Source organism: Flexivirga sp., assembly GCF_051955415.1.
Lineage (GTDB): Bacteria > Actinomycetota > Actinomycetes > Actinomycetales > Dermatophilaceae > Flexivirga.
The window spans coordinates 1-21,048 of sequence record NZ_JBQCGS010000091.1 but is presented as its reverse complement, the minus strand read 5'-3'; the positions used below and the strand labels follow the sequence as shown (position 1 = coordinate 21,048).

Sequence of the window (21,048 nt, the reverse complement as noted above, 5' to 3'; positions counted from 1 at the left end):
CTGCTTCAGCTGCTGGACTTGGCCTTCGCCTTGCCGGATTTCTTCTTCGCCTTCTTCTTGGCGCGGCGCTGGGCGCGGGGCAGCTTCGAGTCGTCCTCGCCGACCACCCGGCCGTCGTCGTCGACCTCGTGCGCGGTGGCCGTCCCGTCCTCGCCCGGTGCGGAGAAGGTCATCTTCTCCTTCGGCGCGGGCAGCGACGCCGCGATCTCCTCGGGGTCGACCTGCACGTGGAACAGGTGCTGGACCGACTCCTCCTTGATCGCGTCGTTCATGGCGCCGAAGAGCGCGAAACCCTCGCGCTGGTATTCCACCAGCGGGTCACGCTGGGCGTACTGCCGCAGGTGGATGCCCTCCTTGAGATAGTCCATCTCGTAAAGGTGCTCGCGCCACTTGCGGTCCAGGACGGTCAGGACGACGCGACGCTCGACCTCACGGCTGACCCGCTCGCCCAGGTCCTTCTCCCGGGCGTCATACGCGTGCTGGGCGTCCGAACGCAGCTCTTCGGCCAGCAGATCGGCCTGCAGGCCGGCGCGGCCGCCGACCTCCTCCTCGATCTCGGCCTCGGTGATCGAGACCGGGTAGAGCTCACGCAACGCCTCCCACAGCTTGTCGAGGTCCCAGTCGTCGGAGAATCCCTCGGCGGTCGCCCCGTCGACATACGCATCGACGGTGTCGTTGATGAAGTGGCGCACCTGGGTCTCCAGGTCCTCGCCCTCCAGGACCTTGCGGCGTTCGCCGTAGATGACCTCGCGCTGGCGGTTCAGGACGTCGTCGTACTTCAGGACGTTCTTGCGGATCTCGAAGTTCTGGGCCTCGACCTGGCTCTGCGCGCTGGCGATCGAGCGGCTGACCATCTTGGACTCGATCGGGACCTCGTCCTCGATCTTGGCGGTCTGCATGAAGCGGTCCACCATCGCGGCGTTGAACAGCCGCATCAGGTCGTCCTGTAGCGACAGGTAGAACCGGCTCTCGCCTGGGTCGCCCTGGCGCCCGGCGCGACCGCGCAACTGGTTGTCAATGCGGCGGGACTCGTGCCGCTCGGTGCCGAGGACGTAGAGGCCACCGAGTTCGACGACCTCCTCGTGCTGCTTGGCAACGGCCTTCTCGGCCTTGGCCAGCGCGTCGTCCCAGGCGTCTTCGTACTCGTCCGGGGTCTCCTCGGGCGACAGACCCTTGCGCTTCAGCGCCGCCATCGCGATGAACTCGGGGTTGCCACCGAGCATGATGTCGGTGCCGCGGCCGGCCATGTTGGTCGACACGGTGACCGCACCCTTGCGACCGGCCTGCGCGACGATCGCGGCCTCGCTCTCGTTGTGCTTGGCGTTGAGCACCTCGTGCGGGACGCCCTTGCGGCGCAGCTGCTCGGAGAGGTATTCGCTCTTCTCCACGCTGGTGGTGCCGACCAGCACCGGCTGACCTTCCTTGTGCCGGTCCACGATGTCGTCGACGACCGCCTTGAACTTCGCCTTCTCGGTGCGGTAGATCAGGTCCGGCTGGTCCTTACGGATCATCGGCTTGTTGGTCGGGATCGTCACGACGCCCAGCTTGTAGATCTGGTAGAGCTCCGCGGCCTCGGTCTGGGCGGTGCCCGTCATACCGGAGAGCTTGTCGTACATGCGGAAGTAGTTCTGCAGGGTCACCGTCGCGAGCGTCTGGTTCTCGTTCTGGATCTCGACGCCTTCCTTGGCCTCGATCGCCTGGTGCATGCCCTCGTTGTAGCGCCGGCCGGCGAGCATACGACCGGTGTGTTCGTCGACGATGAGGATCTCGCCGTTCATCACGACGTAGTCCTTGTCCTTCTTGAACAGCTCCTTGGCCTTGATGGCGTTGTTCAGGTAGCCGATCAGCGGGGTGTTCTCCGCCTGGTAGAGGTTGTCGATGCCCAGCAGATCCTCGACGATCTCGATGCCGGACTCCAGCAGGCCGACGGTCTTCTTCTTCTCGTCGACCTCGTAGTCGCCGTCGCCGGGCAGGGAGTTCTCCTTCTTCGGCGAGCGCTTCAGGTGGGTGACGATCTTGGCGAACTCGACGTACCAGCGGGTCGCCTCGTCGGCCGGGCCGCTGATGATCAGCGGGGTGCGGGCCTCGTCGATGAGGATGGAGTCGACCTCGTCGACGATGGCGTAGTGGTGGCCGCGCTGCACCAGCTCGGCGTCCGACCACGCCATGTTGTCGCGCAGGTAGTCGAAGCCGAACTCGTTGTTGGTGCCGTAGGTGATGTCCTTGGCGTATTCGACGCGGCGCTCGTCCGGCGTCATCGACGCCAGAATGCACCCGGTCTCCAGCCCGAGCGCCCGGTGCACCCGGCCCATCTGCTCGGCCTGCGTCTCGGCCAGGTAGTCGTTGGTGGTGATGACGTGCACACCCTTGCCGGTCAATGCGTTCAGGTATGACGGCAGGGTCGCCACCAGCGTCTTGCCCTCACCGGTGCGCATCTCGGCCACGTTGCCGAGGTGCAGCGCCGCACCACCGGCCAGCTGCACGTCGAAGTGCCGCTTGCCGAGCGTCCGCTTGCTGGCCTCGCGCACCGCCGCGAACGCCTCCGGCAGCAGGTCGTCCAAGGTCTCACCATCGGCCAGCCGCTTCTTGAACTTGTCCGTCTCCTCGCGCAGCTCCGCGTCGGTCAGCGCCGCGAAGTCGTCCTCCAGCAGATTGACCTGCGCGGCATACGCCTGCAGCTTCTTGAGGGTGCGGCCCTCGCCGGCACGCAGAACCTTCTCGACAACCTTCGGCACGAAAACTCCAGATCAGCTTGACGGCGCTGCGGCCGTCATGACGTGTGGACAGACTCACCCATGCTAATGGTCGGGACCGGGTGATGGGTTCCCGTGTCGGAGCATGTGGTTTGCTGCGCGTCATGGCGGTCTTCCCCGATGACGTCCCGGAGCTCAGCGACGGCGTCGTGACCCTGCGCGCACACCGTGAGTCGGACCTGCTGCGCATCGTGGAGTTCGCGAACGACCCGCGCAGCCGGGCGGGGGTGCCGCTGCCGGCGCCATACGGGATGGACCAGGCGCGGGAGTTCTTCGACACGGTGCGCACCACCTGGGAGGCCGGCACCCGGCAGGGCGCCTGGGCGATCGAGGTCAACGGCCGCTGGGCCGGTTCGATCAACCTGCATCCGCGCGCCGACCGCACCACCGAGATCGGCTACGGCGTGCATCCGGACGTGCGCGGCCGCGGCGTCACCACCGCGGCGGCACGCCTCCTGGTGACGCACGCGTTCGACACGCTCGGGATGCGCACGGTTGTATGGCGCGCCGCCCGCGGCAACTGGGCCTCGCGCCGGGTGGCGTGGGCGCTCGGCTTCACCGTCGACGGCAGCTGGCCGGGCACCCACCCGGGGCCCGACGGCACGGTGGTCGGCACCTGGTTCGGCCATCTGCACGCCGCCGATCCGCTGGAGCCGCAGCTGCCCTGGCGTGCGCCGGCGCCGTTGGCGGGATCCGGTGTGCGGTTGCGCGCGTGGCGCCCGGACGACCGGCCCGCGGAGCCGCAGGACGAGGCGCTGGCGCACTTCCTGCTCGGCTCCGCGCCGGCCGCCGACGACTTCGCGGAGTGGTTGCTGACCCGGCGGGAGCGGATGGCGGCCGGTGAGGCGGTCGTCTGGTGCATCGCCGACGCGGCCACCGACCGCGCCCTCGGCGGCATCCAGCTCTTCCGGATGAACGTGCCGATGCTGCGCGGCAGCGCGATGCTGGCCTACTGGCTGCAGCCGACGGCCCGCGGCCGCGGCGTGATGCGCGAGGCCGTCGAACTCGTCGTCGCTCATGCGCTCGCTCCCGGTGATGCCGGAGGGCTCGGTCTGCGCCGGCTGGCGGCGTATGCCGACACGACCAATCTGGCGTCGCTGCGGGTGCTGCGCGGAGCCGGCTTCCGCCAGACCGGCATCGACCGGTCCACGATCACCTTCCCGGACGGCACGGTCGGTGACGAGTACTGCTTCGAGTTGCTCGCCTCTGACGACCGCGACGCCCAGCGCGCCACGGCGCTGCCGGTGCCGGTGCTGCACACCGACCGGTTGCGGCTGCGCGCCTGGTCCGACGGCGACGCGCCGGGGCAGGAACCGGTCGCGGACCCGCAGGCCGCCGGCGCCATGGGCGTCGAACCCCGGCCGCCGGCGGCCGCCTACGCCGAGTGGTTGGCGCAGGAACGCGCCGGCCGACTGGACGGCACCTCGCTCAGCTGGTGCATCGTCGATGCCGCGACCGACCGGCCGCTGGGGTCGATCGGCGTGCGTGGACTCGGCACCCCGTTGCGCAGCGGGACCGTCGGCTACTGGCTCTACGACCACGCACGCGGACGCGGCCTGGCCGGCGAAGCGCTCAAAGCCGTGGTGGCACATGCCTTCTCGCCGGACGGCCTCGACCTGCTGCGGCTCGACGCGGCCACCGTGGACGGCAACCACGCCTCCATGCTGACCCTCGCGGCGGCCGGCTTCCGCCAGTACGGCCAGGACCACGACTCGTTCACGACGTTCGACGGCACGACCACCGACACCGCCTACTTCGAACTGCTGGCGGTGGAGCACTCCCGACGCCCTGGGGATCCGGCGTGACGCCTCGGCCCGCCCTCGAACCGGTGGTCCTGGCGGCGGCCGACCTGCGGTTGCGCCCCTGGCGCGAGGACGACGCACGCTGGCTGGAGGAGCCCGACGCGGCCGGCGGGTTGATCGTGACCGACCTGCAGCCGGCACCTCACGAGTTCGCCGAGTGGTTGCGTGGGCGGCGCGATCGGATGGCAGCCGGTCAGGGCGTGTACTGGTGCGTCGCCGATGTCGGCACCGACAGTCCGCTCGGACACATCCAGGTGCACCACCTGGACGTCGACTTCACCCACGGCAACGGCGAACTCGGCTACTGGCTCTCTCCGCATGCGCGGGGCCGCGGCGTGATGGGGACGGCGATCGACCTGGTGCGGCGGCACGCCTTCGCGCCACGCACCGACGGGGGCCTCGGCCTGCGTCGCCTGCAGGCCGGCACGGACATCGCCAATCGTGCCTCGGCCCGGGTGTTGCGCCGCGCCGGTTTCCGGATGTGGGGCGTGGAGCGGTCGGTGCTGGCCCGCGACGACGAGCCGGGTCGCGACGCCCTCAACTGGGAACTGCTGGCGACCGACGACGTGGACGCCCAGCGGGTGTCGCCGGCCGTCATACCGACACTGGAGATCGACGGCCTGCGGCTGCGGCCGTGGCGCGACGCCGACGTCGCGTGGATGCCGGACGAGCCGGACGAGCTGGCCCGGCGTTATCTGCCCGCCGGGGCACAGCTCGGCAAGACGTCGTATGCCGCCTGGCTGGCCCGCCAGCGGCGGTTCGCCGACGAATCGCACTCGGTCTCCTGGTGCATCGCCGACGCGGGGAGCGACGCGGCCCTGGGTAGTGTCGCCATCTTCAACATCGGCGAGGCGACGGCCACCTCGGTGGAGGTCGGCTACTGGCTGCTGCCGGACGCGCGCGGCCGCGGAGTCCTGCCGCGCGCCCTGGAAGCGGTGGTGGCTCACTCGTTCGCGCCGCGCACGTCCGCAGGTCTGGGCCTCACCCGGCTGTATGCCGAGACGGACCTGGACAACCACGCCTCCCAGGCGCTGTTGCGCGGGGCGGGTTTCCGTCGCTGGGGCGAGGACCGGCAGGCCTACACGGCGGCGGACGGGCGGATCACCGACGGTGCGTACTTCGAACTGCTGGCGACCGATGACCGCGAGGCGCAGCGTGCGACGAAGCCGCCCGTGCTGGATTTTCCGGAGGTGCGGCTGCGTGGACTGCGTCGCGGTGATGCGGATGCGCTGGCGGCGACCTGGGCCGACCCGCAGGTGCGGCAGTGGCTGGCCGTGCCGCAGGAGGACCCTGGGCGCCCGCGCCGGCGCCTACGTGGCCCGCAAGCGGTATGCCGACGCCGCGTCGCACGGGAGCTGGTGGGTGATCTGCGGCCCGGACGGCGACGAGTTCTGCGGGGTGATCGGGTTGCAGAACGTCGCCGACGGCAGCGCCGAGGTCGGCTACTGGCTGACCGCGACGGCCCGCGGGCACGGGCTGGCGACCCGGGCCCTGGAAGCGGTCTGCTCCTACGCCTTCATGCCTGCTGCGCGTGGCGGCCTCGGTTTGCGCCGCCTGTCGGCGGGTGTCGCGGCCGGCAACGAGGCGTCGGCCCGCGTCGCCCGGCGCTGCAGGTTCCAGCAGATCGGTCGGGCCCGCTCGGCCGAAGTGCTCGGCGACGGCAGCGTCGTGGACCTGCTGCTGTTCGACCGGCTCGCCGGCGACTGACCGGGGACCGACCGGCGAGTGACCGGCACGGGTCAGTCGGTCGGGTCGATCAGACCGCCGCGGACGGCATACATCGCGGCCTCCATGCGGCTGCGCAGCTGCAACTTGTCCAGGATGTTGCGGACGTGGTTCTTGACGGTGTTCTCGGCGATGAAGAGCTCGCCGGCGATCTTGCGGTTGGACCAGCCACGGGCCACCAGGCCGAGCACCTCGCGTTCGCGCTCGGTCAACTCCGCGACGGCCTCGTCCTCGTGCGTCGGTGCGCCGCGCACCAGCGCCGAGAACTCCGCGAAGAGCGTCGCGCCGAGCTCCGGTGCGAGCAGCGCGTTGCCGTCGGCGACCGTGCGGATGGCCTTCGGCAACTGGTCGGGCGCGATGTCCTTGAGCAGGTAACCGGTCGCGCCGGCCCGGACCGCCTCGACCAGGTCGGCGTCGTCGTCGGACGCGGTGAGCATCAGCACGTGGGTGCCCGGGAAGCGTTCCACCAGCTGCCGGCACACCCGCAGGCCGTTGCCGTCGGACAGGAAGATGTCCAGGACGACCACGTCGGGCGACGAGGACGCCGCGAGGTCCAGCGCCTCCACTGCGCTGCCGGTCTCCCCGACCACCACGATGTCGTCCTCCAGGTCGAGGATCATCCGCAGCCCGTGCCGGTAGATCGTGTAGTCCTCGACCAGCATCACGCGCACCGGCTCGGGACGCGCAGGAAGCGGGGCCGATGGTGCATCGGCCCCGCTTCGCGTGCGTGGAAGGTCAGTCACGTGTCGTCAGATGCATGGTCATTGCGGTGCTCATGCGGTGCTTGCGGCCGGCGGCTCCTCCACGACGTCGAGCTGTATGACGCCGTAGGACCACCCACGACGACGATAGACCACAGACGGTTTTCCGGTTTCGGCGTCCTGGTAGAGGTAGAAGTCGTGGCCGACGAGCTCCATCTCGTTGAGCGCCTGGTCGACGCCCATCGGTGCGCTCGCGTGGACCTTCTCCCGCAGCTGGATCGGGCAGTCCTCGTCGCCGCCGACTTTGGCGATGTGCGCGGGCAGCGGCTTGTCCTCCACCGCTGCGTCGCTGACCGGCACGGTGAGTGTCGAGGTCGCGTCGTGGACGGAGGTGGGTTGCTTGCGGCCGCGGTGCACCCGCCGCTTGTCGCTGGTGCGGCGCAGGCGCTCGCCGAGCCGTGTCATCGCGACGTCGAGCGCGCCGTAGACGTCGTCCGCGCACGCCTCCGCACGGATCACCGACCTCTTGGCGTGACAGGTGATCTCTATGCGTTCCGCTTCCTTGGCCTGCCGTGGATTGGCCTCGTGCGTGACCACGACGTCGCACCGACTGACCCGCGGGTCGAGCTGAGGGACCTTGCTCAGCTTCTCTTCGATGTGCCGACGAAAACGCTCGGGGACCGTGACATGACGTCCGGTAACGGTGATCTCCATGGTGCACTCCTGGTGTCGACTGCAGTCGGTGAGGCGGGTCGGCATCCCTTAGCGGCCGGTCGGACACCTCCTCCGGGAGGGCGGGCGGAGCACCCTGACGCGGTGTGTCGATCGCACGAAGTGCTCCATGCACCGACGTTAAACCACCGGACCCACACCCGTAAATGGCCCGTCAGGGGGACACCCTGCCGGCACCGCGGCGCTCGCGCCGACATGCCGCTGGGTGGCGGCGACGGTCGCGGCCAGGACGTGCTCCGCTCCCCCGTCGACGAGGGCGGCACGGGCCTCGGCGAGCGACGAACCGGTGGTGACGATGTCGTCGATCACCACGCAGACCCGGCCCGCGACGAGGCGGCGGCCCGCGACCGACAGCCGCATCGCACCGCTGATGTTGCGGGTGCGTTCCACCGCGCTCAGCCCGGCCTGGTCGCGTCCGGTGCTCGCCACCCGCAGCACCCGACGCAGCGCCAGCGGGGGCAGCCGGGCCAGGGCTCGACGCCCCAGCTCGAGCGTGGGCTCCCGGCCTCGCGCCCGGGTCGAGGACGCCCGGCTCGGCATCGGCACCACGCGCAGGCGCCGCCCGGCCCGCAGGGCCCGGGCGGCGCCATCATCGTGGGCGACCGCAGCGGCGAGCGCGGAACGCAGCAGCAGCGCCAGCGGTGGCCCGACGTCGGCGCGGCCGGAGTCCTTGAAGGCGCGAAGCAACGCGGCGACGACTCCGTCATACGGGACCTGGGACCAGGTGGCGGGGAACCCGGGCGGGCATGGCCTGGGCCGGGCGACGAACGCCGGCTCGGCGAGCGCGTCGGCCAGTGCGGCACGACACCGCCGGCACAGCGCGACACCGGAGGCGTCACAGCCGGCACAGGACCGTGGCAGCGCCAGGTCGCCGATCGCGTGCAACGCGGCGCGACAGTCGGAGCTGCGCAGGGCGGCCGGTGGAGCGAACACCGGACCATCGTGCGCCGGGTCCCGGTCGGGTCGCCCTACGGGACCGGCCGGCGGTGGACGGAGCGTGCCGCCGGGCGGGGATGTGGACGGCGGCGCGACCGGACCTCAGGTGCCGGAGGCGATCATCGCCGTGACACCGGGCACCTTCTGCCAGCTGGCGCCCACCCGCGTCAGCACCGTGTCGGCGTCGGTCTCGACGTACAGCGAGCTGGCGCCACCACCGGTGGCCACCAGTTGCTCGCCTCCGGGCGTCTCGCCCAGGTCGCTGCTCAACCCGCCGATCGGCACGCTCAGCGGCTGTACGGTGCCGGACTGGTCGTCGCGGCACAGCACCGCCAGGGTCGCGTAGTCGATCCAGCCGACGTCGAGCACGTCGGTGACGCTGGGCGCGACCCGCAGCGGGGTGGTCAGCGACTGCGCGTGCCCGTTCCTGCCACGCACGACCCCGGCGACGTAGACCTGATCGGCGCCCTTCGGGGTCCGCACGGCCACGGCGATGCGCTCCCCGTCCGGGGACAACCGGATGGCGATGATCCGCTTGTCGCGCAGCCACGAGGCCTCGACCGGTTGCGGCTGGGCGTCCGCGACCGGCAGCTCGGCGTCGACGACCCACAGCGTGCCGTAGGCCGACTTGCCGCCGGAATCCTTCGGCGTGGACCGGCCGGCGACCCACAGCTCGTCGACCGCGTCGCCGGAGTCGGAGCGGGTGGAGGAGAAGCTCGGGGCGACCAGGTCGGTGCCGAAACCGCTGATCCGGCTCAGGTGGCCGTTCACCCAGCGGCCCAGGACGGCGTTGGCTCCGTCGATCGCCGCGACCTGTTTCCCGTCACCCGAGATGGCCAGGCGATACCAGTTGCGGTTGATCGTGGGCAGCGTCGGCCGGTCCTTGACGCCGCCCTTGTTGCGCAGGTCCACCCCGGGGTTGCCGCTGTCCATCCACTGCAGCTGGGTGGGACTGGTGCGGCCGACCAGCTGAGCCGGGTTGCCGCTGACGGCGGTGTAGCCGAAGTCCGCGGGCGTGTTGGGACTGTCGGGCAGTTGGGGTGTCTGCAGCCTGGCACCGTCGACCAGCACCACCACCCGCCGCACCTCACTGACCTGTCCCAGGGTGGCCAGCATGCTGGCCCACAAGGCGGTTCGCTGTGCGGGGGTGGCGGACAGCACCTCCTCGCTGACGTTCACCGAGGCGACGCCGTCGTTGTCGATGGACACCGACGATCCGGTCAGCTCACTGCCCCGCGGCAGCGCCGGGAGCGTCATACCGTTCATCCAGGCGGGGGCGCCGCGCACCACGGCGGCGGCCAGCGAGCTGACCAGCCCGGTCTGGGTGTACCACTGGGTGTCGGGCACCAGCGTGTGACCGGTGGCGGCCGCGTAGTAGACCTCCTGCGGCTGGTAGATGCGTTTGAACTGCTCGACGTTCATCCACAGCCCGAAGTCCGCCGGCAGCGTGGAGATCCGCCATTCGCCGTCGACCTTGCTCAGCCCGAACTCCGCGGTGGTCGTCGCGCCCTCGGGTCGCTCGGTCAGGTGTGCTTCGGCGTCGAGGGAAGCGGCGCTCTCGGCGGTCGCGGTGATCGTGTTGCGGCCGCTGATCATCAGGTCGCGGGTGCCGGAGGTGACCGCGACGGTGCGCGGCGCCCATGCCCGGCTGGCGGTCTTGGTCAGGTATTCGCGGGCGCGCTCGTAGTTCTGGTTGGTGCCTGCGGTGGCGTCCAGGAACCCGCCGACGATGTCCTTCTGGCTCGCGCCGGGCGACGGTCCGGGGTATTCGATGTTGCCGATCGTCGGCGCCGCGTGGTTGTCGATCGCCTGGCCGGCGTGAACACTGCTGCTGGTGGGCAGCCCGCTGCAGCCGGCCATCGCGAGTGCGACCAGCACCACCAGGGCGGCCAGCACCGGCCGATGGCGCGCGCCGGGCCCAGGCGCCGACCGCATCCCGGATCTCACGTGAACCTCCGCGAACCGTCCCCCGGCCGCGGCGCACCGGCCACCCGCGTGCCGATGGTCAGGCTGTTGCCGCTGGGCATGGCCAGGCCGATGCTGGAGTCGTCGGGTGCGAGGGTGACCGGCGACCGGCCGATCGGCTGCCCGGCGTGCACGGGCAGCGTCAGCCGGAAGCACGAGCCGTTGCCGACCTCGCCCCATGCCTGCAGCCAGCCGTCGTGCAACCGGGCGTCCTCCAGCGCGATCGACAGGCCCAGGCCGGTGCCGCCGGTGGTGCGCGCCCGCGCCGGGTCGGCCCGCCAGAAACGGTTGAAGACCTGCTCGGCGTCGCCGGGCCGCAGCCCGACGCCGTAATCACGGACCGCCACCGCGACCGCGGTGGGATTGGCGCCGACGGTGATGTCGACGGGCTTGTGTTCGGCGTGCTCGATGGCGTTGGTGACCAGGTTGCGCACGACGCGCTCGATGCGCCGGGCGTCCATCGGCGCCACCGCCGCACGCCGGGAGTGCACGCGCAGCTTGACCCCTTGCGCCTCCGCGAGCGGCTCACAGGCGTCGACCACCCGGCCGACGATGTCCCGCAGGTCGATCTGCTCGGTGCCGGCGGCGGTCGCGCCGGCGTCGAACCGGCTGATCTCCAGCAGGTCGGTCAGCAACGACTCGAAACGGTCGAGCTCGCGGCTGAGCAACTCGGCGGACCGGGCGACCGGCGCCGCGAAGTCGGCCCGGCTGGCGTGGATCATGTCGACCGCCATCCGGATGGTGGTCAACGGGGTGCGGAGTTCGTGGGAGACGTCGGAGGTGAAGCGTTGCTGCAGCTTGGACAGGTCCTCCAGCTGGCGGATCTGTCGTTGCAGGCTGTCCGCCATCGCGTTGAACGACGTCGCCAACCGGGCCAGGTCGTCCTCGCCGCTGACCTGCATGCGCTCGTTGAGCGCGCCGGCGGTCAACCGCTCCGAGACGTGCGCCGCGTCCCGCACCGGGGTGACGACCATCCGGGTGACCAGGTAGGCGATCCCGGCCAGCAGCAGGATCAGCGCCAGCCCGCCGAGCAGGAACGACGTGCGCACGATGCCGAGCATCTGCGACTCGGCGGTCATCGGCGCGATCAGGAAGTAGTCGTAGTTGCCGGCGTTGGGTATGGCGATCCGCGCGCCCACCACGACCGCCGGCACCTTGCGACCGTCGACCCGCATCGAGCCGATCTGCAGCTGGGCGTGTGCCGGGTCCTTCTGCACGGCGGCACGCAGCGCGTCCGGGATGAGCTTCTCGTCGCCCTGCTGGGTGGAGATGGTGCCCAGCGGCTGGAAGGTGTTGCCGGGCGCCCGCACGATCACCACGCGGACGTTCTGGTCCCCCACCTTGGTGCCGGCGCTGGAGGCCAGCTGCTGCGCGATCGCACGCAGTGAGGAGATGTCGGTGCGCGGTGCGTTGTTGAACTGGCTCTGCGCGTCGCTGCGCTGGTTGAGCGCCTCGTGCTCGGCGATGTTGGTGGCCCGCGACGCCAGCCCGCTGGCGATCCGCTGATACATGTAGGTGCCCAGCCCGAGGGCGACGAACGTGCCCAGGAACACCGTGATGGTGACGACCCGGAAGTGCAGCGAGCGCCGCCAGAGGCGAGCGATCGCAGCGCCGCCCCGGACGGCGAGGCGTTCGGTGCGGCGCCAGATCTGCTCGATCGAACCGTGCAACGAGTGCTCCGTCAGGCCGGTCCGGCTTTGTACCCGACGCCGCGCACGGTGAGCACGATCTCGGGGTTCTCCGGGTCCTTCTCAACCTTGGAGCGCAGGCGCTGCACGTGCACGTTGACCAGGCGGGTGTCACCGGCGTGCCGGTAACCCCACACCTGCTCCAGCAGCGTCTCGCGGGAGAAGACCTGCCACGGCTTACGGGCCAGCGCGACCAGCAGGTCGAACTCCAGCGGCGTCAACAGGATCGGTTCACCGGCCCGCTGCACCGCGTGGCCGGACACGTCGATGGACAGATCACCCAGGGTCAGTGCGTCCGACTCCACGTCGTCACCGCGGCGCAGCCGGGCACGCACCCGGGCGACCAGCTCCTGCGGCTTGAACGGTTTGGTGATGTAGTCGTCCGCTCCGGACTCCAGGCCCAGCACCACGTCGACGGTGTCGGTGCGGGCGGTCAGCATGACGATGGGGACGGTCGACTCGGCACGGATCTGGCGGCACACCTCCACACCGTCGATGCCGGGCAGCATCACGTCCAGCAGGACCATGTCCGGCTTGGCGTCGCGGAACGCCTCCAGCGCGTGGTCCCCGGTGGCGCAGAAGGTCACCTCCAGGCCTTCGCCCTGCAGGATGATGCCGAGCATCTCGGCCAGCGATGGGTCGTCGTCGACGACCAGAACGCGTCCGTTGGTCACGTGTATGGGTCCTTTCACGAGCAGAGCCGCACCCCCGGTGTCGGCGGCATGACGTCCAGCGTATGTCGTCAGCGGACCACCGGCCCGCACCGCCGCGGCCACAGTACGGTGGGATGTATGAGTACGTCGGTCGATCTCGCAGCTCTCGCCGAAACCATTGGCGGTTACGGCACCGCCTATGTATTGACCACCACCGACGCCCGCGTGCGGGCTGTTGCGGTCGACCCGGTCCTGGTGGACGGCGTCTTCCGACTGACCTGGAGCAAGCGGACCGCTGCCAACATCGCGGCCAACCCGGTGGTGACGCTGCTCTTCCCACCGCTGGAGCCGCACGGCTACTCCCTGATCGTGGATGGCTCCGCCGAGGACACCGGTGACGCCCTGCACGTGTCGCCGACCGCCGCGGTGCTGCACCGCCCCATGGCTCACGCGGACGGCGGCGCGGCGGACGAGGACTGCGCCGACGACTGCCGGCGCATCTGAGCGTCGCGAGCCGGGCGACAGGCAAGACCCGGCGACCGCACGACAAGCCGAGCCGGGCGACAGGCAAGGATCAGCCAACCGAACGAGAAGTCGAGCCGGGCGACAGGCAAGGATCAGCCAACCGCACGACAAGCGGACGCCCGACGGAGCGACGTAGACGAGTAATGGGCCAGGTCCCGCGAGCTCGCTCGCGGACCTGGCCCATTACTCGTCGGAGGAGCGGAGTCCAAAGACTCAGTAGCGGTACATCTCCGGCTTGTAGGGGCCGGCGACGTCGACACCGATGTATTCGGCCTGCTCCTTGGTGAGTTCGGTGAGCTGGGCGCCGAGCGCCGGCAGGTGCAGGCGGGCGACCTTCTCGTCGAGGTGCTTGGGCAGCACGTAGACCTGCTTGTCGTATTCGCCGGGCTTGGTGAACAGCTCGATCTGCGCGATGGTCTGGTTGGCGAACGAGTTGGACATGACGAAGCTCGGGTGGCCGGTGGCGTTGCCGAGGTTCATCAGCCGGCCCTCGGACAGCACGATGATGGAGTTGCCGCCCGGGAAGGTCCACTCGTGGACCTGGGGCTTGATCTCGGTCTTGGTGACACCGTCGACCTTGGCCAGCCCGGCCATGTCGATCTCGTTGTCGAAGTGTCCGATGTTGGAGACGATCGCCTTGTTCTTCATCTGCTGCATGTGCGCGGCGGTGATGATGTTGAAGTTGCCGGTGGTGGTGACGAAGATGTCCGCCTCGCCGACCACGTCGTCCAGGCGGGCGACCTGGAAGCCCTCCATGGCGGCCTGCAGGGCACAGATGGGGTCGATCTCGGTGACGATCACCCGGGCGCCCTGGCCGGCGAGTGCGGCGGCGCAGCCCTTGCCGACGTCGCCGTACCCGCAGACGACGGCGACCTTGCCGCCCACCAGGACGTCGGTGGCGCGGTTGAGCCCGTCGAGCACGGAGTGGCGGCAGCCGTATTTGTTGTCGAACTTGCTCTTGGTGACCGAGTCGTTGACGTTGATCGCCGGGAAGAGCAGTTCGCCGGCCTTGGCGAGTTCGTAGAGGCGGTGGACGCCGGTGGTGGTCTCCTCGGTGACGCCCTTGACCTGGGCGGCGACCTTGGTCCACTTCTGCGGGTCCTGCTCGAGGGTGCGGCGCACCAGTGCCTTGAAGACCTGGAACTCCTCGGCGTCGGCGTCGGTGGTGGGCGGGACCTGACCGGCGCCTTCCCACTCCTTGCCCTTGTGGACGAGCATGGTGGCGTCGCCGCCGTCGTCGAGGATCATGTTGGGGCCGTCGCCCTCGGGCCAGGTCAGCGCCAGGTCGGTGCAGTCCCAGTACTCCTCGAGCGTCTCGCCCTTCCAGGCGAAGACCGGGACGCCCTGGGGGTCGTCCGCGGTGCCGTGGGGACCGACGACGACAGCGGCCGCGGCCTCGTCCTGGGTGGAGTAGATGTTGCACGAGGCCCAGCGCACCTGCGCGCCGAGCGCGGTGAGGGTCTCGATGAGGACCGCCGTCTGCACGGTCATGTGCAGCGAGCCGGTGATCTTGGCGCCCTTGAGCGGCTGGCTGGCGGCATACTCCTCGCGGATCGCCATCAGGCCGGGCATCTCGTGCTCGGCCAGGCGGAGTTGGTGACGTCCTGCCTCGTGCAGGCTCAGATCCTTGACCTTGAAGTCGAACGACATGGGTGTCCGTTCCCCTTAATGGTTGCTGTCAACTGTCCGAGCCGGCGCGCCCCTCTGGGCTGCTGTTGGCACAAGGGTCATCACCCACGCCGGTGCCGGCAGTCTACTCGCCGGCCGCCGGTGCGCCCACGTCGTGCAGGTGGTGGACGAGGTCGTGCAGGCAGTAGCGGCCGAGGGTGAGCACGGTGAAGGTGGAGCCGCCCGCGCGGCGGCCGGTCCGTCGCCAGGCGTCGTCGGGCACCGTGTCGAACCGGGTGGCGAGGGTGTCGGCGGCGGGGCCGATCTCCGCAGCCACGGTCGACGGCGACTGTTCGGCATACGCGCCCTCGACCGCGGCGGCGTCCTGGTCCCAGTTGTCGAACTGCGGGTCGTCGCGGTCCAGCATCAGCCGCAGCCGCCGATCGAACACCCGGCAGACGTCGCGCACGTGGGCGCCGTATTCCAGGTCGGACCAGACACCGGCTCGGTTGCGTCGGGCCGCGCCGGGTCGCCGCAGCACCTCGGGCCACGGCTCGACCGCTTGCAGGATCCGCGCACCGAGTGCTGCACCGGGTATGGCGCCCGCCTCGAATCCACATTCAGGACAAGGGCGTTCGAGTACCCACGTCCAGTCCTTGCTGTCGGGGACGATCTCGTCAGTTGCCATGGGCGCTCCTTCGGGCGGTGGCAGGGATGATCGGGGCCAGGGCAAGATCGAGGCCGCGCTCGAAGACGGCGCCGGCGCCGTGCACGTCGAGGCCGGCGGCGCGGCGGTCCTGTTCGTCGCTGACCGAGCCGAGGACGTGGTGGGCGATCAGGTCGGTGGCGGCGGCGGTGTCGGCGGGGGTGTCGGTGAGCCGGCCGACCAGTCTCCGGAGGCGGACGAAGGCGGGCACGGAGTCCGGGTCGAGGGCGTAGCCGAGGGCGACGACCGCGGAGCCGTCCGGGACGGGTAGGACCGCTTCTCGGATCCCCCGGGCCAGGTGCCGGATGCCGGCGACCGGCTCGGCACCGGTTGCCGTGGTGACGTCGGCGAGCATGCGTTCGGCGACGCGGATCAGCAGGGTCTGCTTGTTGTCGACGTGCCAGTAGAGGGCGCCGGGCTGCACCTGGAGTTCCCGGGCGAGCCGGCGCATCGTCAGGTCGGCCAGGCCGTGTGCGCGCAGCAGTCCGACCGCGGCATCGATGACCTCGTCATGGGTCAACGGCATGGACTCGCACCTCCGGGTCGCGCGCGTGGCGGTCGTCGCGGCATACTTGAACGGTGTTCAAGGATATGTCGTTCATCGACCATCGTGTCACCGAAATCCTCGCAGGTGAGCAGGCGACGCCGCAGGACGCTCTCGCGGTGCTGGCGACTCCGGACTCGGAGGTGCTGCAGTTGACCGCTTCGATCGCGCGGCTGCGGCGCGCGCACTTCGGCAACACGGTCAAGGTCAACTACCTGGTCAACCTCAAGTCCGGATTGTGTCCGGAGGACTGCCACTACTGCTCGCAGGCGCTCGGGTCGGACGCCGACATCCTGAAGTACAAGTGGCTGCAGACGGACGAGGCGATCGCCCAGGCCACCGCGGGCGTGCGCGGCGGCGCGACGCGGGTGTGCATGGTCAGCAGCGGGCGCGGGCCGACCAACCGTGACGTCGACCGGGTGTCGGCGATGGTGACCGCGCTGAAGGACGAGCATCCCGATGTCGAGGTCTGCGCCTGCCTGGGTCTGCTCAAGGACGGCCAGGCCGAGAAGTTGCGCTCGGCCGGTGTCGATGCCTACAACCACAACATCAACACCGCTGAGTCACACCACGATTCGATCGTCACGACCCACACGTACGCCGACCGCGTGGACACCGTCGAGCGTGCCAAGTCGGCCGGGCTGTCCCCGTGTTCCGGGCTCATCGCGGGACTCGGCGAGAGCGACGAGCAACTGGTCGAGGCGTTGTTCGCACTCCGTGAGATCGGCTCCGATTCGATCCCGGTGAACTTCCTGATGCCCTTCGACGGGACGCCGTTCGAGGACACCTGGGAACTCACGCCGCTGCGCTGCCTGAAGATCCTGGCCATGGCGCGCATGGTCTGCCCCGACAAGGAGATCCGCATCGCAGGCGGCCGCGAGATGCATCTGCGGTCACTGCAGGCGCAGGCGCTGCACCTTGCCAACTCGATCTTCCTCGGGGACTACCTGACGTCGGAGGGCCAGGCTGCACAGGACGACCTGGCGCTGATCCGGGACAACGGCTTCGTGGTGCTCGGGGCCGACGAGACGCCGGAGGGCCGGTCGTCGCAGGACCCCGCGATCCGTCGACGCGGCGCGGGAACCGAGCTCCAGCCGAATGCCTGAGGCGACGCTGCTGACGGCTCAGTCCGGTCTGGACGGACGCGACCGCGGACTGGTGTGGCATCCCTACGCGCCGTTGAACGGCCCTGCGCCGTATGCCGTTTCGGCTGCATCGGGCGTCCGCCTCTCGCTCACCAGCCCCGACGGGTCCGCTGCCGAGGTCCTCGATGCGATGGCCTCCTGGTGGTGCGCCGTGCACGGCTACCGGAACCCGGCGCTGGATGCCGCCGCGCACCGACAGATCGACGACTTCAGTCACGTGATGTTCGGCGGCCTGACGCACGAGCCGGCGGTCGCACTCGCCGAACGGCTGGTCGCGATGGCACCGGGCCCGATGGCGCACGTCTTCTTCGCCGACTCCGGCTCGGTGTCCGTGGAGGTCGCGCTGAAGCTCGCTCTGCAGTACCAAGCCGCCACCGGTTCGCCTGCGCGGCAACGCTTTCTGACGATACGCGGTGGCTATCACGGGGACACCTTCGCGGCGATGAGCGTGTGCGATCCGGTCGACGGCATGCACGCGGCGTTCCCCGGGGTGCTCGCCCCGCATGTCTTCGCGCCCCGGCCACCGATCGCCACCTTGGCGGTGGACGAGGCGGGCGAACGGTGGATCGTGGACGAAGACGACCAGGCCCGTTGGGAGACGGAGTTCCGGGCGCTGGCCGACCGGCACGCCGCCGAACTCGCCGCTGTCGTCGTCGAGCCGGTGCTCCAGGGGGCCGGCGGCATGCGTCCCTATTCACCCCGGTGTCTGCGGGTGATGCGCGAGGTCGCCGACGAGCACGGGCTGCTCTTGATCGCTGACGAGATCGCGACGGGATTCGGCCGCACCGGAAGGCTTTTCGGCTGCGAATGGGCCGAGGTGGCGCCGGACGTGATGTGTGTGGGCAAGGCGCTCACCGGCGGCTACCTGACCCTCGCTGCAGTCCTGATGACCGCCCGAGTGGGTGCGGCGATCACCGGATCCCGTTTCGGTGCGCTGTTGCACGGTCCTACGTTCATGGCCAATCCGCTGGCCTGCGCGGTGGCCTCGGCATCGCTGGATCTGCTGGCGCAGTCTTGGCGCACGGACGTCGCTCGTGTCGGTGCGGGACTGCGACAGGGACTGGCCGCGGCCCGCGCACTCGACTCCGTCCAGGAGGTGCGGACGGTGGGCGCGGTGGGCGTCATACAACTGGATCGTGCGGTGGACGTGCCGGCCGTGACTGCTGCCGCCGTGCGGAATGGTGTGTGGGTCAGGCCGTTCCGGGATCTGGTCTACGCGATGCCGCCATACATCTGCACGCAGGACGAGGTGGCGACGATCTGTGCCGGAATGGTCGCGGCGGTCCGGGAGGCGCACGGATGACCTCCACCCCACGAAGTTCTTCCCCGCTCCGCTCCTCCGATACTTCGCAGGGACCCCGGACACGCTGGGATCATTGGCTTTCCGAGCGTGCGACGCTGCGACAGGAGCGAGGCGTGCAGCGCACTGACCCGGTGGTGCGCGACGACTCGATGATCGATCTGGCGTCCAACGACTACCTCGGCCTCGCCCGGCACCCGCGCGTCATCGCTGCGGCCGTAACTGCGACGGAGCGGTACGGCGCGGGCGCCGGCGCGTCCCGTCTGGTGACCGGGACGTTGCCGGTGCACCGGGCTCTCGAGGACGCGCTGACGGATCTCACCGGATGGTCTGCCGCACTGGCGTTCTCGACCGGTTACGCGGCCAATCTGGGCGTCGTCACGGCTTTGACCGGCCGGGGCGCGCACATCCTGCTCGATGCGCATGCCCATGCGTCGCTGCACGATGCGGCACGGATGTCGCGTTCGCCGTACGACCTCTTCGGGCACAACGATGTCGCCGACCTCGACGATCGGCTGCGGGCGCTCGGCGGCGCGCGCGTCCTCGTCGCGGTGGAGTCGATCTACTCGGTGCTCGGCGACGCCGCGCCGCTCGCCGAGTTGTATGCCGTCTGCCGCGCGCACGGGGCGCTTCTCCTGGTGGACGAGGCGCACGGGATCGGTGTCGCCGGCGAAGGTCGCGGCGCGGTGCACGCACTGGGACTGGCCGGCGCGGCGGGCCTGGTGGTGACGGCGACGCTGTCGAAATCGCTTGGCGCGCAAGGAGGAGCGGTGCTCTCGGGATGGGCCATGCGCGATCATTTGGTCAACTCCGCTCGATCCTTCATCTTCGACACGGGCCTGGCGCCCGCTGCTGCGGGCGCTGCCACCGAAACAGCACGGATCGTCGCGGCGAAACCGGGGCTTGCGGCGGCGGTACAGCAGCGTGCGGCGCTGATCGCCGAGCGGTGCGGCATCGCTCCGGCGGCGGGGGCGGTCCAGTCGGTGCCGATGCCGGGTCCGGTCGAGGCCGTCGCAGCCCGCGAGGAGTTGCGGGTTGCCGGGGTGCTGGTGGGTTGTTTCCGGCCGCCGAGCGTGCCGGACGGGGTCTCGCGCCTGCGGATCACCGCGCGTGCCGATCTCGCCCTCGACCTGGTCGAGTCGGCTGCGTCTCGCGTGCGCGTGGCCGCCGCTCGTGGTGCGGAGGTGCTGCCGGGATGAGCGTGCTGATGATCACCGGCACCGACACGGATGCCGGGAAGACCATCGCCACCGCAGCGATCGCCGCGTCGCTGCGAGCGAGAGGTCGGCGAGTCACCATGTACAAACCGACTCAGACGGGCGTGCGAGCGGACGAACCGGGTGACGTCACTGAAATCGAGCGGTTGACCGGGGTCACCGGGGAGGACGGTGTGCGGCTGCTCGCGGCGATGGCACCCCGGCCCGCGGCATCGCTCGAGTCGGCCGCCCTTCCGCTGCTCGACGAGCATGTGACGCGGATCCGGGAGCTGGAGGGATCGGCCGATGTGGTCCTGGTCGAGGGTGCCGGCGGATTGCTGGTGGAGTTGACCGAGGCCGGTGACACGATCGCAGACCTCGCGCGTGCGCTGGATGCACCCGTTGTCGTTGTCGTGCGCTCCGCGCTCGGCACGCTCAATCACACCGCGCTCACGCTGGAAGCGTTGCATCGTCGTGATGTGCGGGTCCTCGGCCTCCTCATCGGGTCCTGGCCGGCCGAGCCCTCGTTCGTCGAGGTCAGCAACCGGGAAGTCTTCGACGCCGGTTCCGTGCCGTTGCTGGGCGCCATACCTGCTGGTGCCGGGCAACGGTCGCGCCAGGACTTCGTCGCGCACGCACCGAGCTGGCTGCCCGCCTTGGTGATGTAGTCCTGCAGCGCGAGACGAACGTCTATCGCCTGCAGTTGTGAGCGCAGCTCACTGGGTTTCCTCCGCGTCCGGTTCATCGGTTTCGCGACTACTGAGGTCGTGGTGCCAGGTGATGTCGATGAGGGTGCGTTCGACGTGGGACCTGGTGGGTGGCGGTAGGCCGGGTGGTGCTGGTGGTCGGCTGGTGGCGGTGAGGCCGCCGATGGTGGTGATGGTTGCGGCTGCGGTGCCGGTGACATGGTGGTCGGGGTGTTCTTTGTCGTAGTTGCAGCGTTCGCACAGTCCTTGGCCGTTGCGTTCGGAAGTGTCGCCGCCGTCGGTGTGGCGTTGGATGTGGTCGATGTGTCGGATGGGTGCGGTGCACCAGGGGGTGCGGCAGGTGTGGTCGCGGAAGATGATCA

18 protein-coding genes and 1 pseudogene are annotated in these 21,048 nt (G+C 70.0%); 8 read left to right on the top strand and 11 right to left on the bottom strand.

Annotated elements, in window-relative coordinates:
• Window positions 1-5 precede the first annotated feature (5 nt).
• A complete protein-coding gene (gene secA, locus ACTHL4_RS15120) occupies window positions 6-2,735 on the bottom strand; it encodes a preprotein translocase subunit SecA (protein WP_440283591.1) in 2,730 nt (909 codons plus the stop codon).
• An 83-nt stretch (window positions 2,736-2,818) separates the two neighbouring features.
• Here secA and ACTHL4_RS15115 point away from each other — a divergent pair, with 83 nt between their 5' ends.
• The 3 genes and pseudogenes from ACTHL4_RS15115 to ACTHL4_RS15105 all read left to right on the top strand — a co-directional run bounded on the left by ACTHL4_RS15115 (window position 2,819) and on the right by ACTHL4_RS15105 (window position 6,262).
• Window positions 2,819-4,558, top strand: coding sequence for a GNAT family N-acetyltransferase (locus ACTHL4_RS15115; protein ID WP_440283590.1), 1,740 nt, complete (start codon window positions 2,819-2,821; stop codon window positions 4,556-4,558).
• Window positions 4,555-5,598, top strand: a pseudogene (locus ACTHL4_RS15110) (GNAT family N-acetyltransferase); the annotation flags it as partial. The gene ACTHL4_RS15115 and the pseudogene ACTHL4_RS15110, both read left to right, overlap by 4 nt.
• Window positions 5,599-5,755: 157 nt before the next feature.
• Window positions 5,756-6,262, top strand: a complete 507-nt coding sequence (locus ACTHL4_RS15105; protein ID WP_440283589.1) for a GNAT family N-acetyltransferase — start codon at window positions 5,756-5,758, stop codon at window positions 6,260-6,262.
• Between the two features lie 32 nt (window positions 6,263-6,294).
• On the opposite strand, the gene ACTHL4_RS15100 is transcribed toward ACTHL4_RS15105, so the two are convergent.
• The 6 genes from ACTHL4_RS15100 to mtrA form a co-directional block, all read right to left on the bottom strand.
• Window positions 6,295-6,942: a response regulator gene (locus ACTHL4_RS15100; protein ID WP_440283588.1), complete on the bottom strand. Its 648-nt coding sequence runs from the start codon at window positions 6,940-6,942 to the stop codon at window positions 6,295-6,297.
• Between the two features lie 111 nt (window positions 6,943-7,053).
• A complete protein-coding gene (gene hpf, locus ACTHL4_RS15095) occupies window positions 7,054-7,695 on the bottom strand; it encodes a ribosome hibernation-promoting factor, HPF/YfiA family (protein ID WP_440283587.1) in 642 nt (213 codons plus the stop codon).
• A gap of 138 nt (window positions 7,696-7,833) precedes the next feature.
• A complete protein-coding gene (locus ACTHL4_RS15090) occupies window positions 7,834-8,646 on the bottom strand; it encodes a ComF family protein (protein WP_440283586.1) in 813 nt (270 codons plus the stop codon).
• Window positions 8,647-8,751: 105 nt separating this feature from the next.
• Window positions 8,752-10,545, bottom strand: a complete 1,794-nt coding sequence (locus tag ACTHL4_RS15085) for a GerMN domain-containing protein (RefSeq protein ID WP_440283585.1) — start codon at window positions 10,543-10,545, stop codon at window positions 8,752-8,754.
• A 47-nt stretch (window positions 10,546-10,592) separates the two neighbouring features.
• A complete protein-coding gene (mtrB, locus tag ACTHL4_RS15080) occupies window positions 10,593-12,284 on the bottom strand; it encodes an MtrAB system histidine kinase MtrB (protein WP_440283584.1) in 1,692 nt (563 codons plus the stop codon).
• Between the two features lie 11 nt (window positions 12,285-12,295).
• Complete coding sequence (gene mtrA, locus ACTHL4_RS15075) at window positions 12,296-12,982, bottom strand: MtrAB system response regulator MtrA (protein WP_440283602.1); 687 nt, start codon at window positions 12,980-12,982, stop codon at window positions 12,296-12,298.
• Between the two features lie 111 nt (window positions 12,983-13,093).
• On the opposite strand from mtrA, the gene ACTHL4_RS15070 reads away from it, so the two are divergent.
• Window positions 13,094-13,459, top strand: a complete 366-nt coding sequence (locus ACTHL4_RS15070; protein ID WP_440283583.1) for a pyridoxamine 5'-phosphate oxidase — start codon at window positions 13,094-13,096, stop codon at window positions 13,457-13,459.
• A gap of 234 nt (window positions 13,460-13,693) precedes the next feature.
• Here ACTHL4_RS15070 and ahcY read toward each other — a convergent pair whose 3' ends face one another.
• The 3 genes from ahcY to ACTHL4_RS15055 form a co-directional block, all read right to left on the bottom strand.
• On the bottom strand, window positions 13,694-15,130 hold the full coding sequence (gene ahcY / locus ACTHL4_RS15065; protein WP_440283582.1) for an adenosylhomocysteinase: 1,437 nt from the start codon (window positions 15,128-15,130) through the stop codon (window positions 13,694-13,696).
• A 103-nt stretch (window positions 15,131-15,233) separates the two neighbouring features.
• Window positions 15,234-15,776 carry a DinB family protein gene (locus tag ACTHL4_RS15060; protein ID WP_440283581.1) on the bottom strand — a complete coding sequence of 181 codons (543 nt, stop codon included), beginning with the start codon at window positions 15,774-15,776 and terminating at the stop codon, window positions 15,234-15,236.
• Window positions 15,766-16,320, bottom strand: a complete 555-nt coding sequence (locus ACTHL4_RS15055; protein ID WP_440283580.1) for a TetR family transcriptional regulator — start codon at window positions 16,318-16,320, stop codon at window positions 15,766-15,768. Before ACTHL4_RS15055 ends, ACTHL4_RS15060 begins: the two co-directional genes overlap by 11 nt.
• Before the next feature lie 65 nt (window positions 16,321-16,385).
• On the opposite strand from ACTHL4_RS15055, the gene bioB reads away from it, so the two are divergent.
• The 4 genes from bioB (at window position 16,386) to bioD (ending at window position 20,647) form a co-directional block, all read left to right on the top strand.
• Entirely contained in the window at window positions 16,386-17,444 is a 1,059-nt protein-coding gene (gene bioB / locus ACTHL4_RS15050; protein ID WP_440283601.1) for a biotin synthase BioB, read from the top strand.
• On the top strand, window positions 17,437-18,786 hold the full coding sequence (locus ACTHL4_RS15045) for an adenosylmethionine--8-amino-7-oxononanoate transaminase (RefSeq protein WP_440283579.1): 1,350 nt from the start codon (window positions 17,437-17,439) through the stop codon (window positions 18,784-18,786). The genes bioB and ACTHL4_RS15045 overlap by 8 nt, the downstream gene beginning before the upstream one ends.
• 113 nt (window positions 18,787-18,899) lie before the next feature.
• On the top strand, window positions 18,900-19,982 hold the full coding sequence (locus tag ACTHL4_RS15040) for an 8-amino-7-oxononanoate synthase (RefSeq protein WP_440283578.1): 1,083 nt from the start codon (window positions 18,900-18,902) through the stop codon (window positions 19,980-19,982).
• Entirely contained in the window at window positions 19,979-20,647 is a 669-nt protein-coding gene (gene bioD / locus ACTHL4_RS15035) for a dethiobiotin synthase (protein ID WP_440283577.1), read from the top strand. The genes ACTHL4_RS15040 and bioD overlap by 4 nt, the downstream gene beginning before the upstream one ends.
• Window positions 20,648-20,695: 48 nt before the next feature.
• On the opposite strand, the gene ACTHL4_RS15030 is transcribed toward bioD, so the two are convergent.
• On the bottom strand, window positions 20,696-21,048 hold a 353-nt coding region (locus ACTHL4_RS15030), incomplete at its 5' end, for an HNH endonuclease (protein ID WP_440283576.1).